The sequence below is a fragment of the Sphingorhabdus sp. genome, assembly GCF_046154385.1.
Taxonomy (GTDB): domain Bacteria; phylum Pseudomonadota; class Alphaproteobacteria; order Sphingomonadales; family Sphingomonadaceae; genus Sphingorhabdus_B.
Genome location: NZ_JBJXFW010000048.1, coordinates 97,894 through 113,228, shown reverse-complemented (window position 1 = coordinate 113,228; position 15,335 = coordinate 97,894). Strand labels below are relative to the sequence as shown.

General features: G+C 56.6%; 16 protein-coding genes and 1 tRNA gene. 8 read left to right on the top strand and 9 right to left on the bottom strand.

From position 1 onward, the window contains the following. The first annotated feature begins 53 nt into the window (after positions 1 to 53). Together ACKVOS_RS10555 and ACKVOS_RS10550 are read left to right on the top strand one after the other, a co-directional pair. Positions 54 to 146, top strand: a tRNA-Ser gene (locus tag ACKVOS_RS10555). Between the two features lie 38 nt (positions 147 to 184). Next, entirely contained in the window at positions 185 to 1,453 is a 1,269-nt protein-coding gene (locus ACKVOS_RS10550) for a hypothetical protein (protein WP_409211971.1), read from the top strand. 22 nt (positions 1,454 to 1,475) lie between these two features. On the opposite strand, the gene ACKVOS_RS10545 is transcribed toward ACKVOS_RS10550, so the two are convergent. Genes ACKVOS_RS10545 through yghU form a run of 3 tightly spaced genes read right to left on the bottom strand, consistent with a single transcriptional unit; the run spans position 1,476 to position 3,208 of the window. Beyond that, on the bottom strand, positions 1,476 to 1,877 hold the full coding sequence (locus tag ACKVOS_RS10545) for a cupin (RefSeq protein ID WP_409211970.1): 402 nt from the start codon (positions 1,875 to 1,877) through the stop codon (positions 1,476 to 1,478). A gap of 28 nt (positions 1,878 to 1,905) precedes the next feature. After that, positions 1,906 to 2,274 (bottom strand): VOC family protein, encoded by a 369-nt coding sequence (locus ACKVOS_RS10540; RefSeq protein WP_409211969.1) that lies wholly within the window; start codon positions 2,272 to 2,274, stop codon positions 1,906 to 1,908. A 55-nt stretch (positions 2,275 to 2,329) separates the two neighbouring features. Beyond that, positions 2,330 to 3,208: a glutathione-dependent disulfide-bond oxidoreductase gene (yghU, locus tag ACKVOS_RS10535; protein WP_409211997.1), complete on the bottom strand. Its 879-nt coding sequence runs from the start codon at positions 3,206 to 3,208 to the stop codon at positions 2,330 to 2,332. A 127-nt stretch (positions 3,209 to 3,335) separates the two neighbouring features. Between yghU and ACKVOS_RS10530 the strand changes: the two genes are divergently transcribed. Beyond that, positions 3,336 to 4,016, top strand: coding sequence for a crotonase/enoyl-CoA hydratase family protein (locus ACKVOS_RS10530; RefSeq protein WP_409211968.1), 681 nt, complete (start codon positions 3,336 to 3,338; stop codon positions 4,014 to 4,016). 50 nt (positions 4,017 to 4,066) lie between these two features. Here the strand turns inward: ACKVOS_RS10530 and ACKVOS_RS10525 are convergent, their stop codons facing one another. Next, positions 4,067 to 5,875 carry an aminopeptidase P family protein gene (locus ACKVOS_RS10525; protein ID WP_409211967.1) on the bottom strand — a complete coding sequence of 603 codons (1,809 nt, stop codon included), beginning with the start codon at positions 5,873 to 5,875 and terminating at the stop codon, positions 4,067 to 4,069. Between the two features lie 125 nt (positions 5,876 to 6,000). On the opposite strand from ACKVOS_RS10525, the gene ACKVOS_RS10520 reads away from it, so the two are divergent. The 4 genes from ACKVOS_RS10520 (at position 6,001) to ACKVOS_RS10505 (ending at position 9,121) form a co-directional block, all read left to right on the top strand. Further along, positions 6,001 to 8,076 (top strand): S9 family peptidase, encoded by a 2,076-nt coding sequence (locus ACKVOS_RS10520; protein WP_409211996.1) that lies wholly within the window; start codon positions 6,001 to 6,003, stop codon positions 8,074 to 8,076. Between the two features lie 66 nt (positions 8,077 to 8,142). Beyond that, the gene (locus tag ACKVOS_RS10515; RefSeq protein WP_409211966.1) at positions 8,143 to 8,343 is read left to right on the top strand and encodes a type II toxin-antitoxin system HicA family toxin; all 201 of its coding nucleotides are present in this window, start codon (positions 8,143 to 8,145) and stop codon (positions 8,341 to 8,343) included. Beyond that, positions 8,340 to 8,732 (top strand): type II toxin-antitoxin system HicB family antitoxin, encoded by a 393-nt coding sequence (locus ACKVOS_RS10510; RefSeq protein ID WP_409211965.1) that lies wholly within the window; start codon positions 8,340 to 8,342, stop codon positions 8,730 to 8,732. Before ACKVOS_RS10515 ends, ACKVOS_RS10510 begins: the two co-directional genes overlap by 4 nt. Then, complete coding sequence (locus ACKVOS_RS10505) at positions 8,729 to 9,121, top strand: acyl-CoA thioesterase (protein ID WP_409211964.1); 393 nt, start codon at positions 8,729 to 8,731, stop codon at positions 9,119 to 9,121. Before ACKVOS_RS10510 ends, ACKVOS_RS10505 begins: the two co-directional genes overlap by 4 nt. A gap of 617 nt (positions 9,122 to 9,738) precedes the next feature. Here ACKVOS_RS10505 and ACKVOS_RS10500 read toward each other — a convergent pair. The 5 genes from ACKVOS_RS10500 to ACKVOS_RS10480 form a co-directional block, all read right to left on the bottom strand. Then, entirely contained in the window at positions 9,739 to 10,485 is a 747-nt protein-coding gene (locus ACKVOS_RS10500) for a peptidase (protein WP_409211963.1), read from the bottom strand. Positions 10,486 to 10,522: 37 nt separating this feature from the next. After that, a complete protein-coding gene (locus ACKVOS_RS10495) occupies positions 10,523 to 11,323 on the bottom strand; it encodes a transglutaminase domain-containing protein (protein ID WP_409211962.1) in 801 nt (266 codons plus the stop codon). Further along, positions 11,323 to 12,264, bottom strand: coding sequence for an alpha-E domain-containing protein (locus ACKVOS_RS10490; RefSeq protein ID WP_160354237.1), 942 nt, complete (start codon positions 12,262 to 12,264; stop codon positions 11,323 to 11,325). Before ACKVOS_RS10490 ends, ACKVOS_RS10495 begins: the two co-directional genes overlap by 1 nt. A gap of 3 nt (positions 12,265 to 12,267) precedes the next feature. Beyond that, a complete protein-coding gene (locus ACKVOS_RS10485; RefSeq protein ID WP_409211961.1) occupies positions 12,268 to 13,698 on the bottom strand; it encodes a circularly permuted type 2 ATP-grasp protein in 1,431 nt (476 codons plus the stop codon). 88 nt (positions 13,699 to 13,786) lie between these two features. Beyond that, positions 13,787 to 13,951, bottom strand: coding sequence for a DUF1674 domain-containing protein (locus ACKVOS_RS10480; protein WP_158901641.1), 165 nt, complete (start codon positions 13,949 to 13,951; stop codon positions 13,787 to 13,789). A gap of 104 nt (positions 13,952 to 14,055) precedes the next feature. Between ACKVOS_RS10480 and ACKVOS_RS10475 the strand changes: the two genes are divergently transcribed. Then, complete coding sequence (locus ACKVOS_RS10475) at positions 14,056 to 15,333, top strand: RsmB/NOP family class I SAM-dependent RNA methyltransferase (protein ID WP_409211960.1); 1,278 nt, start codon at positions 14,056 to 14,058, stop codon at positions 15,331 to 15,333. Positions 15,334 to 15,335 lie beyond the last annotated feature (2 nt).

The window sequence follows — 15,335 nt, the reverse complement described above, 5'->3', positions numbered from 1 at the left end:
ACCATTGCAGGGCTGAAGTTGCAACGCTATAGGCCCCCGATGCCAAGCGCGCAGGAGACGTGGGTGAGTGGCTGAAACCAACGGTTTGCTAAACCGTCGTACTGGTAAATCCGGTACCGAGGGTTCGAATCCCTCCGTCTCCGCCAATCTGTGGGTCTTTCAATAGGCGAATTCGCGCGAAATTATGTCCAGAAAACGAAAAGCCCCGCCGCGATTTTCCGCCCTTCGGGCCAAGCCGCCTTTGTTTTGGGTGAAACTACTCGGAATAATGTCGGTTACCGGTTATCTTGCTTGGCTTTCGTTCATACATGCGGTGGCCAATATAACGTGGCAGCAAAATCCCGACATGGCGTTGCGATTCGTGCCGGATCATCCCCTCGCCCTTTCACGGAAAGCCGATGAGCTTTTTGCGGCAAAGCAGGATCCGGCGACGCTTACAAAAGTAGAGGCTATGGCAAAGCAATCGTTACGCGGCGGTGCGTTGAATCCCGTTGCGATACGGCTATTGGGATATGTTGCCGATGTTCGCGGGGATCGTAAACGGGCGCGTCAATTGATGCTGCTTTCACAAAAGGTTTCGCGCCGCGACTTCGGTACGCAATTATGGCTGATCGAGGATGCTGTCGCGCGCAATGACAAGAAACAGGCGCTGTATCATTATGATATCGCAATGCGAACGACGCCCAGCAGTTTCCCTGTGCTTTTTCCGACGCTGGCAGGTGCCTTGAGCGATCCGGAGGTTCGAACGGGTCTGGTGCCTTTTGTTAAGCAGGCGCCGGAATGGCTGCTCTCATTTTTACCTTATGCAATCGGTACAATGGAAAGCCATGAATATTTGGTCGATCTTTTGTTGCTGTCTGGTTCGCTACCAGATCGTCCAGAATATAAAGGGCAATCAAATTATTTGCTGAACACGTTAGCTGCTAAAAACAATTTTTCTTCGTTTGAACGTTATTATCTCAGCCTTCGAAATGCATCCCCTTTGGCATTGTCGACAGCTTCGATGACTAAAGACACGGTTAGCATTGCTTACCCCGCCGCCGGTTGGCAATTAACCGAAAGCCCGTCGATCGGCGGTGGATTTTCTGAACCAAATAAAAATGGTAGATTTACCCTCTCTGCTTTTGCCGGCTCTGGTGAGCGCGGCGAAGTGATGCGAAAATATCTTTTCCTGAAACCGGGAAATTATCGTTTTTCGGCACAATATGAAGCGCAGCAAAGTGCGGCGGATTCAGACATTAGGTGGGATCTTATTTGCGCGTCGCAAAAAACGCCCATCTCCAAATGGTTTACCAACAAAGCCGTAAAATCCGGACGGAGCGGTGACACAAAAGCTTTCACTCTCACCCCGGATTGTCCACACCAGTTGCTCTTGCTCCAGGTCGCCGGAGGAAGCGGCCAATTGGGGGCAGAGTTTGTCCTGCGTTCAGTGGATATCGTTCGCACGCCCTAAAACATAGTTTGTGTAGCCGTTGTTAACGTGGCTTATGCTTCGTGCCTGCACCAGCTGTGATAAACAAGGCCACCGTCTCCTCTTCCACATCCGCCGTGTGCCATGTACCGGGCGGATTGACGGCATATTCGTAAGGGGAAAGCGTCACAGTTGCCGTCGAGCCATTGGAATGCTCTTGATGCAGAATCATTTGTCCGCTGAGGCAGAGCACAACTTCGTCGCCGCACGGATGCATTTCCCAACTGTCCCAGTTTTTGAAGAAGCGATACATCGAGACCAATCGCCCTTCGCCTCCGTCCGGCGCGGTGCGCACGGCATAGCTTTCATACCACTCCATGTTGGTAAAAGGCGGTTGCGGAAGCGCCTGTGCACCCAGCCCAAGATGCAGGGGGTATATCTCTAGGCTATATCCATCTTGGGCCAAGGCGCTTTCCTCCAAGTAGAGGATGAATTCAGGTCATGATAAAGGCGTTAAGCTTGTTGCCATCGGGATCACGGAAATAGCCAGCGTAAAATGAATCGCCGCGTGGACCGGGAGGGCCTTCGCAGGTTCCGCCATTGGCCAGCGCGATATCATAAAGCCTTTGAACCTGATCCTTGTCCTTGGCGGCAAGCGCGACCATTACGCCATTGCCAACGCTGGCTGCATTGCCGTCAAAGGGTTTGGTAAGTCCGATGCCGGCCGCGTCGCCGGGCTTGCCCCAAGCAATAAAGCCGTCAAATTCCATCATGCGCGGTGTGCCCAATTCGGCCGCAACTGCATCATAAAATACTGCCGCCCTTGCAAGGTCATTTGTACCTAATGTTACGTAACCAATCATCGAAATTCTCCTCATTTGAGAATAGAACATTGCATGAACAAACGTGCGTTGTCAATTACGTTGCGGTAGTAAGCTTATCTTGCGTTTTTGTTTCGAAATCGCTGGCATCGTGCCGCTCGTGCAACTGACTGGCGGGGTCGCCCATCACGCGATTGACCATTCGCCCGCGTTTTACTGCTGGCCGTTCCGCAATCTGGTCCGTCCAGCGAATCACATTTTTATAGTCGTGGACACTCAGAAATTCGCCGGCTTCATAAATCAGGCCTTTGACTAACGCGCCGTACCAGGGCCAAATGGCAATATCGGCGATGCTATATTCGTCACCCGCCATGTACTCCCGCGTGGACAAATTGCGGTCAAGTACATCCAATTGACGCTTCACTTCCATCGCAAAGCGATCGATCGCATATTCGATCTTGAAGGGGGCATATGCGTAAAAGTGCCCGAAACCGCCACCTAAATAGGGGGCGCTACCCATTTGCCACATTAACCAATTGATTGCTTCGGTGCGCTTATGATGCTCGTTCGGCAAAAACGCCCCAAATTTTTCAGCCAGATAAAGCAGGATCGACCCAGATTCGAATACGCGAGTAGGTTCGGCGGTAGTCTGGTCGAACAGGGCAGGAATTTTCGAATTGGGGTTAGCGTCGACAAAGCCGCTCGAAAACTGGTTGCCGTCACGAATGTTGACGAGCCATGCATCATATTCGGCACCAACATGCCCCATCGCGAGCAACTCTTCGAGCATGACGGTTACTTTTACACCATTGGGCGTGGCGAGTGAGTAAAGTTGGAGCGGATGTTTTCCGATTGGGCGTTCCTTGTCATGGGTGGCGCCGGCAATAGGCCGATTTATGGCGGCGAATTGGCCGCCATTTTCGGTATTCCATTCCCATACCGTTGCTGGCGAATATTCGGAAAATGTCTGGGTCATCATGCTCTCCTGATTCTATCTCGAATCCCAACATAGTCGAGCGCGACGGCCCCGCCACCGGAAATAGTAATTGACGTTTACGTAAAGCACTGCTTTAATCGCATGATTAAATCAAGGGAGAGCAAATATGTCCGCCACCGTCGAAATCGCCAATGACATTGCCCTGATCCGCATGGATGACGGAAAGGCCAACGCCATCAACTGCGAGATGATTGCCGCGCTGAACACGGCGCTCGACACGGCCGAGGCCGAGGCGAAGGCGATTGTGCTGTCGGGGCGCGAAGGGCGGTTTTCAGGCGGGTTCGACTTGAATGCTTTCGCCACATTGGGTGCCGATGGAGCATATAAGCTGTTAGACGCAGGCGCAGAATTGTTGTTGCGACTTTATGGAGGGCCATTGCCCGTCGTCGCAGCTTGCACAGGCCACGCCATCGCAATGGGTGTGTTCATTTTGCACGCCTGCGACACGCGAGTGGGCGCATCGGGCGAATATAAAATTGGCGCGAATGAAGCGATAACCGGGATGCAACTGCCAATATTCGCCATGGAACTGGCAAGGGACCGGTTAAGCCCCGCCCATCTTACGCGCGCTATGATCCAAGGTTTCATCTATAATCCGCAAAGCGCTTTAGAAGCGGGATATTTTGATATGCTGGCCGATCTGGACCAGGTTGAAACAAAGGCAATCGCTGTTGCAGGACAATTGGCGCAGCTTCCCGGCAAAACCTATGCATGGAACAAAAAGGCAATCCGCAAGGCGACACTAGATCGGATCAGGGCGAGCTTAGGGGCGCATCATAAGGTTTGAAAAATCTCCTCTCCTTTGGGAGAGGCGGTATTTTTGCCTTCTTGGAGGCCTTACCCCTTCGCCAAAGGTGCACAAGCCTCCGTCACCCAAGCCAGCGCATCGCCGTCCAGTTGCGGGCCGACTATTTCAAGCACCTGGGCGTGATAGTCATCCCACCAACGTAATTCGTCTCGGGTTAATAGGCTTGTATCGACCAATGCCTTGTCAATCGGCGCGAAGGTGAGGGTTTCGAACCCGAAATAGCGCCCTTCCGCGCCCGTAATCGCGCGCTCCTCAACCAGAATCAAATTCTCGATCCGGATGCCATATTCGCCTTGCTTGTAATAGCCGGGCTCGTTCGACAAAATCATGCCTGCATGCAACGGCTCGTCTGCGCCGGCTTGCCCGCCCGAAAATTTCGCGATGCGCTGTGGACCTTCGTGCACAGCCAAAAAACTGCCCACGCCATGCCCGGTGCCATGGGCGTAATCGACCCCGGCCTGCCAGAGCGCGGCGCGCGCCAATGTGTCGAGTTGTGCCCCGCGGGTGCCTTCTGGGAATACGGCAAGCGCGAGCGCTATATGGCCCTTGAGAACGCGGGTGTAGCGGTCCTTCATTTCTGCTGTCGGCTCGCCCGGCCCGACCCAGATGGTGCGGGTGACGTCGGTGGTCCCGTCGAGATACTGGCCGCCGCTGTCGACCAGATAGATGCTGTTGGGGTCAATACGCCGGTTCGATTCCTCGTCGACCTTATAATGCGGGCTGGCCCCATTTGGCCCGGCGGCCGAGATGGTATCGAAGCTCAGATCCTTCAGCATGCCGGTCGCCTCGCGGAAGGCGCGCAGCTGGGCGGCTGCCGACAATTCCGTCAGTTCGCCCTTATGCGCCTCCTGGGCAAGCCAGTGCAGATAGCGGCTCAAGGCTGCGCCATCGCGCGCCTGCGCTGCGCGATGTCCTGCCTGTTCGACAGGGTTTTTGATGGCCTTGGGCAAGATGGTAGGGTCGCGCGCCTCCACAATTGTTGCGCCGCCATCTGTCAGCGCGCCGAATATGGCGGCAACAGCGCGATCGGGGTCGACGGCAATACGCTTGCCATTCATGGCCTTGAGCGCGGGAACAAATTCCTTCGGTGTCCGCAACCGGACCGCGTTGCCCAGATGGGCCTGCACAGCCTCGTCCACTTTTTCCGGCGCGACAAACAGGTCCGCTGTGCCGTCGGCATGTGCGAGCACAAAGCTCAGCGCGACAGGTGTGTTCGACACGTCCGACCCGCGCACATTCAGCAGCCACGCGACCGAATCCAGCGCCGAGATCACCGTGCTATCCACGTCATTGTCGGCCAACCACTCCGCCACCGCCGCGCGCTTTTCGGCGCTGTTCTGGCCGGCGTAGCGGTCTTCATGCACCATCAGCTTGGCGTCGCTTTTCTCCGGCTGGTCGGCCCATACCGCATCAATCGGATTGCTTTTGACAGCGACCAGTTCGGCGCCTTTGGCTTTGAGTGCACGGCTGGCGCTTTCGACCCAGCCCTTGGTATGGACCCATGGGTCATAGCCGATACGAGCGCCCGCGGGTGCATGTTCCTTCAGCCAGTCCGCGATGCTGGTTTGTGGCACCCCGACATATTGCCAATTATGTCCGTCGACCTGTTCGCGCACCTGCAGCGTGTACCGGCCGTCGGTGAAGATGGCTGCTTCCTCGCTCAATACAACTGCCGATCCCGCCGACCCGCCAAAGCCCGTGAGCCATCCAAGGCGCTGTGCATATTCACCGACATATTCGGACATATGCTCATCACAAATCGGAACGACAAAGCCGTCCAGCCGGTCTTTCTTCAATTGTTCGCGCAATGCGCTTAGGCGGGCTTCATAGGTGGACATATCGGACTTCCGTTCATATGGTTTGAATATCCTATAAGCGAGGAAATGTTCTCATGAAAGCATTGCTCCCCCTATTTGTCGTGATCGGTGCCCTTTCTTCGCCCGCTTTTGCCCAGAAAGACATTATGACCGAAAAATCCGCCGCCGATATTGAGCCGCCTGTCGCGGCCAAGCGTCCACACAGCGCGACCTATCATGGTGTGACGCTGATCGATGAATATCACTGGCTGAAAGATCAAAGCTATCCCAAGATCGATGACACCGAGATTTTGGACCATCTGAAAGCGGAAAACGCCTATTTCGAAGGGCAGATGGCCCCGCAGGCCGCCCTATCCGAAACGATTTTTCAGGAGATGAAAGGCCGCGTCAAAGAGGACGATAGCTCGGTGCCGCAAAAGGATGGCGATTATATCTACTGGTCCAAATTCGAAGAAGGTGCGCAGTATCGCAAACATTATCGCAAGCCCGTGGCGGGTGGACCGGACCAGTTGATCCTGGACGAAAATATGCTTGCCAAAGGCAAGGATTATTTCCGTCTTGGTGCCGCAGAGGTCAGCCCCGACGGCACGATTTTGGCCTATGCCTATGACGACAATGGATCGGAACGGTTCGACCTGCACTTCCGGAATCTGGCGACCGGCGAAAATCTGAAGGATGTGATTCCCGGCACCTTGTCGGGTATCGTCTGGTCATCCGATAGCAAGGGTGTGGTCTATGGCCTCGCCAATGAAAACTGGCGCACGGATAATGCCTGGTATCACCGCTTGGGCGAAGAACTGACGGCGGCCAAGCTGCTCTACAAGGAACAGGATATTGGCTTTGGCGTTGGCGTCGGACTGACCGCACAGGAAGACTGGATCGTTATCGCAACGGGCGACAATGTGACCAGTGAAGTTCGTCTGGTTCCCGCCAACAACCCCACGGCGACGCCGATCATGGTGAGCCCGCGCAAAGTCGGGCGCGAGTACAGCGTCGACGTCCGCGACGGCATGCTCTACATCCATACCAATGATAACCATGTGAATTTCCGAATTGCAACGGCAAGCCTGAAATCGCCGGGGGAATGGAGCACGCTGATCGCTGGGTCGGATCGGCATTATCTGACCGGCCTTGCGCTGTTCAAGAATTTCTATGTCACCGAAGGACGGATCGATGGCCTCGATCAGGTCGAAATCCGGGATTATGCGGATGCAAAAAAGATACAGCCGATCACCTTTCCGGAGGCGAGCTATGAAGCAGGACTCGGCGATAATCCTGAATATGACGTGACAAAATTGCGCCTCGGTTATGAATCGATGGTCACGCCGGGCACGGTTTTTGATTATCACATCGCTGAAAAACGGCTCGAAATTCTGAAGGTTCAGGAAATCCCCAGCGGTTATGATCCGGCCCAATATGTAACCGAGCGGGTCTTGATCGCCGCCCGCGACGGTACGAAGGTTCCGGTGTCGGTGCTGTACAAGAAAGGTTTCAAAAAAGACGGCAGCCAGCCGCTGCATCTCTATGCCTATGGCGCTTACGGCTATGCCGTGCCGCCCGGGTTTAGCGCGAACCGCCTGAGTATGGTGGATCGCGGATTTGCCTACGCCATCGCGCATATCCGCGGCGGCGATGATCTGGGCTACCAATGGTATCTCGACGGAAAGCTGACCAAGCGGACCAACACCTTCAACGATTTTGTGGATGCGGCAAAGGGCCTGATCCAGTTGGGCTTCACCGGCAAGGGCAAGGTAACCGCCAGCGGCGGTTCGGCTGGCGGTGAATTGATGGGTGCGGTGGTCAATCAGGCGCCTGAATTATTTGGCGCGGTGGTCAGCCATGTTGCCTTTGTCGACGTGCTCAACACGATGCTCGACAAGGACCTGCCGCTGACGCCGGGCGAGTGGCCCGAATGGGGCAATCCGATCACCGACAAGGCCGCGTTTGACTATATCCGCAGCTATTCGCCTTATGACAATGTCGCAGCCAAGGCCTACCCGCCGATGTTGTGGACCGCAGGCCTCAATGACCCGCGCGTGACCTATTGGGAGCCTGCGAAAATGGTCGCCAAGCTGCGGGCGATGAAGACCGACGACAATGTGCTTTTGCTCAAGACCAATATGGGCGCAGGGCATGGCGGCAAGTCGGGGCGCTTTGAACGCTTACGTGAAAATGCCGAGGAAGCGGCGTTTATTCTTTGGCAGATGGGGATGGCGGAGTGAGATTTAATGTGTAGATATATACACACAATAATTGACTCTGCCCTGTAAATCTGCCATTCACTGAAGATGGAACGCGATAGTAAGCGCATTGTCAAACGGTTGCTGGCCGACGGCTTTGAGCGAGTTGCGGTAAAGGGATCGCATCACAAGTTTCGCAAAGGCGGGCGTGTAGTGGTGGTACCTCACCCGAAGAAAGATCTGCCGTTCCCGACAGCGCGCAGCATTGCGCGGATGGCGGGGTGGCTCGACAAGGAACCCGACTTATGATTGTCTATCATGCCATCGTTCACAAGGAAGATGATAGCGCTTGGGGTGTGCAATTCCCCGATCTGCCTGGCTGTTTTTCGGCGGCGGACGAATTGGACGACGTGCTTGCCAACGCGAGCGAAGCGGTCAGCCTGTATCTGGAGGGGGCGTCTCCCCCCAAGCCTTCGTTGATCGAGTCCATCCGCCAATTGGCGGCGGAAGATTTGGCGCAAGGAGCGTTCCTGCTCGCGGTCCCCTATTTGTCGACATACAATCGACCGCAACGGATCAATATTTCGATTGATCAGGGTATGTTGGCCGCTATTGACAGTGCCGCGTCCGAGCGCAAGCTTACCCGCAGCGCATTTCTTGCCGAAGCCGCACGTAATGAAATCGAGGGACGGCATTGAAGCAGTTTGAACGAACCTTCACCGCTACACCCGCCGACATTGACGAGCTTTGCCACGTCAACAATGCGGTGTGGGTCCAATGGATTCAAGAAATGGCGACCTCGCACTGGCAAGCGGTTGCCGCGCCCGAGCATATCGCGGCCTATATATGGGTCGTGACGCGGCACGAGATTGATTATCGCGGAAATATCGCGGCGGGTGAAAGAGTCACGGGCCGGACGTGGATAGAGAGTGTGCCCAAAGGCGCGCAGTTTGACCGTCGGGTCGATTTTGTCGATGCCGCCGGCAAGGTTATCGTGCGCGCGAACACGACCTGGGCAATGATCGATAAAGCGAGCGGGCGGCTGGCACGGGTGCGGCCGGAAATTTCCGGACCATTTATCATTTAGCCGTAACTAAATCAGACTTTTGTTCGAATATCTTTTGAACTAAACAATCAGGCATGAAGAGCGGCATGGCACATCGGCTGAGACTGATTTTAATAATGGCATTTGCCATCGCCCAGTTTGGAATGGTCAATGGGACGCCTTCTTATGCCTCGCCTATGGATATGATGGGAAATTGCAGTGCGTTGGGCGATCAATGCTGTGATCTGATTGTGCTGGACCATTGCACCAGTTGTGCTAACTGTGTTGGAGACATCAGTCGGCCAAGTCGCTTGCTGGAGCGAAAGAATGTTCAATTCTACGGAGTGTTCGCGCCGATAATTCTGTCTCCGATTGTCTGGAGCATCGATCCGCCTCCTCCACGATATTGAGCGTGAATTCCGCATCATGCGGAGAATTTCTTACATCATTATATGGAGTTAAACTATGATTCGTATAGCAAAAATGGCCTTTGTAAGCCTGTCTTTCACTGCAACATCCGCTTACGCGGCTGCGCCCGCTACATTTGCGGCCGCATGCTGCGCCATCGGTGCGTGCTGTGGCCTAGGCATGGGTTGCTGCCCCTAAAAAAGACCTAAGTTAAGGGAGGCGCGCTCGGGCTTTTGCTTGAGCGCGCCTTTTTAAGCGTCCAGCTCATAATCCGGCAACGAGTGGAACGCATCGCGCAGTGCCTGACTCCACCCTTGTGAAATGCTGTCGAAATAGGGGTCGTCGTCGGTGATACGGCGTTCGTGGAACGGTGCAAAATCGTCGTTGCGGTAGAGCATCAGGTCGAGCGGCAGACCCACCGACAGGTTTGCCTTCAGCGTGGAATCGAACGAGACCATCAGCAGCTTGGTGATGTCGGCAAAGGACATGTGCGATTCAAAACCGCGCACCAATATGGGCCGGCCATATTTGGTTTCGCCGATCTGGAAAAAGGGCGTTTCGGGGCTCGCCTCGATGAAGTTGCCCTCGGGGTAGATGAGGTAGAGGCGCGGCTCCATGCCTGCGATCTGGCCGCCCAATATTACGCTGGCGTTGAAATTGGGGGCGGGGCTGGCCGCGACGGGTCCGGTGAGGGCGCGCGCAGCGATCGTGTCGCGCAGGGTGGTGCCGATGATATTGGCCACCTGGAACATGGTCGGCGCTTCCAATATCGACGGCTTGCGCTCGCTCGGGGCCTTGGTGCGTTCCTCCAGCTGGCTGATCAGCGCCTGTGTGGTGGCGAGGTTGCCCGCGGTCATCATGGTGATGAAACGTTCACCGGGGACGGACCAGCTGAACATCTTGCGGAAGGTCGATATGTTGTCGACACCTGAATTGGTGCGCGTGTCGGACATGAACGCCATGCCCTTATCCAGCAACATTCCCACGCAATATGTCATTATTCGGAAAGTCCCCCGACCCTTGATACTGATTCGCTTACTGTTCCACCCGCAAGCTGACAACCATGCTTTTATCCCGCGCGCCAAAGGACATGCCCGAAATTGGCGCGGCGTCGCGATAGTCGAAGCCGGTGGCGACGCGGACATAGCGGCCATCGGGGCTGATGCCGTTCGAGATATCGAACCCGACCCAGCCAATCGCATCGACATGCGCCTCGGCCCAGGCATGGCTTGCGGATTGTTCCACTTGCCCGTCCATCATCAGATATCCCGACACATAGCGGGCGGGAATACCCATGGACCGGCAAGCGGCGATGAAGATATGGGCGTGGTCCTGGCACACCCCTGCCCCTGCGGCGATGGCATTTTCCGCGCTGCTGTCAACGCCCGTCGCCCCGCCCTGATAGGTGACCGAGCCTAGAATATGCGCGGATAACTGATGCAGCAAAGCGAGTTTGTCTGACTGTTCGCGGTCGATGCCGGTGATCAGTTTCTGCACACCCCGCCCCGCCGTGGTCAGCTTTGTAGGCCGGCAATAGGCCCAGAGCGGCACATGGCTGCGGTGGCGGCCCAATATGCCGTGGTTGTCGGTGGTTTCGACCTGGCCATGGCAGCTGATGGTGATGGACGTTCGGCCTTCTTCCACCGAAATCAGCGTCACATGATTATTGTGCGGATCATCATGCTCGGCCTCGACCTTGCCGCCGTCTACGGTCAGGGTCCAATCGATGATCTGCTGCCCCGCCCCATCTTTGGGACGCAGCTTCAGCCGTTGCAGCGCGTAATGGACCGGCTGGTCAAACTGATATTCGGTGAGGTGGTGGATGGACAAAAGCATCAGGAGTTGAACCTATATTCCTGCTCCACCATCGCCGCCAGCCTGCGGTTCTGCGTCAGAAAATCGACCAGAAATTCGTGCAGTCCGTCCTCCAGTATCGATGCGGCCGTCATCGACGCGAACCCTGCATAGATGCGCTCGGCTTCGGTCAGGCTGTCCGACTGGACACCATAGGACATGGCAAGGTGGCGCAGATTGTCGGTCAGCTTGCCATAGCAGAAGGCAAGACTGCGCGGGAAACGGCGGTCGAGAATGAGAAAATCGGCAATGCCGAGCGCACTTGCCCGGCCGGGATAGAGCCAACGATAGGCGCTATAGGCCGATGTTGACCGCAGGATCGTTTCCCACTGGATATTGTCGAGCGAGGAACCGACAAAGGATACCGACGGCAAAAGCACATAATATTTGACGTCAAGCAGTCGCGCCATGCTGTCCGCACGCTCGATAAAGTTGCCGACGCGGCTGAAATTATACCCGTCGTTGCGCAGCATCGTATTTTCTAGCGCACCGCGCACCTGCGCCGTCTGCCGTTCGATCAGATCGATGGTGGCTGGAAGTTCGGCCTCGCGCACTTGCCGTTTCAGGGCATCATTGACGCAGATCCAGCATTCGTTGACGGCTTCCCACAATTCACGGGTTATCGCGGTGCGGGTGGTCCGCGCATTTTGCCGCGCGCTGTCGATCAGGTTGCGCAAATTGCCGGGGTTGGCCTTGTCGCGCAGCAGATAGTCGACGACCTGCGCCGCGTTATATTCCTCATGATTGGCGCGATAGGTGGCATCCATGCCCAGCGCCGAGAGAATCGAACGCCATTCGTCCTGCCGCCCGCGGTTGCGGGTTAGGGTGAAGCGGTGTCCGGTCTCGATCAGCCGTGCAATATTCTCCGCCCGCTCCAGATAGCGGAACATCCAGAATATACCGGAAGCGGTCTTGCCTAGCATGGCTCAATCATCCTCGATCACCCAGCTATCCTTGGTGCCGCCGCCCTGGCTTGAATTGACCACCAGCGATCCCTTGCGCGAGGCCACGCGGGTCAGGCCACCGGGCGTGATGTCGATCTTGTCGGGTGATACCAGCACGAAAGGCCGCAGGTCCACATGGCGGGGGGCAAGGCCGCTGTTTGCGAAAATGGGGATGGTCGACAAAGCGAGCGTCGGTTGCGCAATATAATTGGCCGGTTTGGCTTTCAGCTTCGCCGTAAAGGCAGCCAGTTCCTTCTTGCTGGCGGCCGGCCCGATCAACATTCCGTAGCCGCCCGATCCATGCACTTCCTTGACGACCAGTTCGGACAGATGGTCGAGTACATAGGCGAGGGAATCGGGCTCTGAACACCGCCAGGTATCGACATTTTTCAAAATGGGTTTTTCGCCGGTATAAAATTCGACGATGTCGGGCATGTAGCTGTAAATCGCCTTGTCGTCGGCAATCCCTGTGCCGGGAGCATTGGCGATAGTGATCTTGCCCGCCCGGTAAAGGTCGAAAACACCCGGAATGCCAAGCACCGAATCCGGCTTGAAAATCAATGGATCGAGATAGTCATCATCCAGCCGCCGGTAGAGCACATCAATCGGCTGGTAACCGCGGGTCGTCCGCATGGCGACCCGGCCATTGACGATACGAATGTCATGGCCTTCGACCAGTTCGGCGCCCATCTGGTCGGCCAGAAAGGCATGTTCGAAATAGGCGCTGTTATGGATACCGGGCGTCAGCACCGCGACAACAGGATCGCCGGTGCAGGCCGGCGGCGCGACGCGGCTGAGCGAGGCGCGCAGGTTTTTGGGGTAATCGCTGACGTTACGGACGCGGATGGTGCTGAACAGTTCGGGAAACATGTTCATCATCGTTTCGCGGTTTTCGAGCATGTAGGACACGCCCGACGGGGTGCGGGCGTTGTCTTCCAGCACCATGAATTCATCCGGCCCGGTGCGCACAAGGTCGATGCCGACGATATGGGTGTAAACCCCGCCCGGGGGTGTGAAGCCAATCATCTGCGATACAAAGGCTTCGTTCTTGACCAGCAAATCAATCGGCAAGCGACCGGCGCGGACGATTTCCTGCCGGTGGTAGATATCCTGCAAAAAGGCGTTGATGGCGCGGACACGCTGTTCGATTCCGCGCGATAATTTGGTCCATTGCCGAGCCGTGACGATGCGCGGGATGATGTCGAACGGGATCAGCCGTTCTTCGGCCTCGTCATCGCCATAGACTGCAAAGGTGATGCCGGTGCGGCGGAAAAACTCCTCCGCATCGCGGGCCTTTTGCTTCAAATGGGTGCTGTCCTGTTCGGTGAACCATTTATGATAGGCTGCATAAGCCGCGCGCGGCGTGCCGTCCTCATTTAGCATTTCATCAAAGCAGGGCGGATTTGTTGCCATTACCTAATGTCTGCACAAAAATAATGCAGAGAACAAGTAACTTCGCATATGCACAAATTTTGGGCAGATTTCGGCCCGGCGGCGCGGTTCAGAAGTCGATAGCGACGCCTTTAAGTTCCCAATCGCCGTAGCGCACAGGGTCCGGCCGTTCCGAATCCGGCTCCGGCTCGCGTGCGACGGCTTTGGGTTCGGGCACCGGCGGGCTTTTCGACAGATAAGCGGGCGCTTTCACGTGGGGTGGGCGCTGGCCCATGGCGGATGCTCCTCAAATAAAAATAGCTTTCCCTATATCGGACTTGGAGGGCGCATTTGCAAGACGGGTGACTTTGTTCACGGATTTGCTTAAGCGACCTAGCCATGTCCAATGAAGAAGAAGTTTCCGGCCTCCCAACCCGCCGCGCTGCCTTGCGCCTGCTTGATGCGGTTATGCGCATGGGCACGCCCATGGACCAGGCGACGGCGAATGCGACCAAGGGCCTCTCGCCGCCAGACCGCGCCTTGGCAATCGCCATTGCACAGGAAAGCCTGCGCTGGTCGGTCGATCTTGATGTCCTGATCGACAGCAAGACGAAGCAGGCGCTGCCCGACGATAGCAAGGCGCGGATGGTTTTGCGGCTGGCACTGGCGCAGATTTTGCGGCTGGGCACGCCGCCCCATGCCGTGATTGCGACGGCCCTGCCACTGTTGGACAAAGGCCCACGCCGTTTGGTGCATGGCGTGCTGGGATCCTTGTTGCGGGCCAATGCGGCCCTACCCGAACTGCCGTCCTTGCCCGAATCTGTAATAATGCGGTGGCATCCGGCATGGGGCGATGACATGGTTGCAGGTGCGCAAGCCGCTCTATCGGAGCCACCACCACTGGATCTTGCGTTGCGCGATCCCGCATCGACCGCGCATTGGGCCGATATATTGGGCGGGGAAAGCCTGATGCCGGGCCATGTCCGTCTGCCGCGCGGCACGGCGGTCGAAGAATTGCAGGGCTATGATGAAGGCGCGTGGTGGGTGCAGGATCTGGCCGCCAGCCTGCCCGGGCGGCTTTTGGGCGATGGTTCGGACAAGCGGGCGCTTGATCTGTGTGCGGCACCAGGTGGCAAGACGATGCAGCTTTCGGCTGCCGGCTTTACCGTCACCGCGCTGGACAACAGCGCGCGCCGTATGGACCGGTTGATGGCCAATCTGGAACGGACACAGCTCAACGCCGATCGGGTCACGGCCGACGTGATGGAATGGGAGCCTTCGGGCACTTATGATGCCATTTTGCTCGACGCGCCGTGCAGCGCGACCGGCACCATGCGCCGCCATCCCGATGTGTTGCAGCGTATCGATATCAAGCAGATCAACAATCTGGCCGCGCTCCAATGCGCCATGCTCGACCGCGCGGCGGCCTGGGTGAAGCCCGGCGGCATGCTGGTCTATGCCACCTGTTCGCTGGAACCGCAGGAAGGCGAGGCGCAGGCGGAGTTGTTTCTGTCCAAACATCCCGATTTTTCGACCCTCCCCGCGACCGAAGGTGAACTACCCCAAGGGGTCACCGCCAATGCGCAGGGTGATGTCCGGACCATGCCGCACATGCTTGCGGACAAGGGCGGTATGGACGGATTTTTCATTGCGCGGTTCATTCGAAAGGGTGCCTGAAA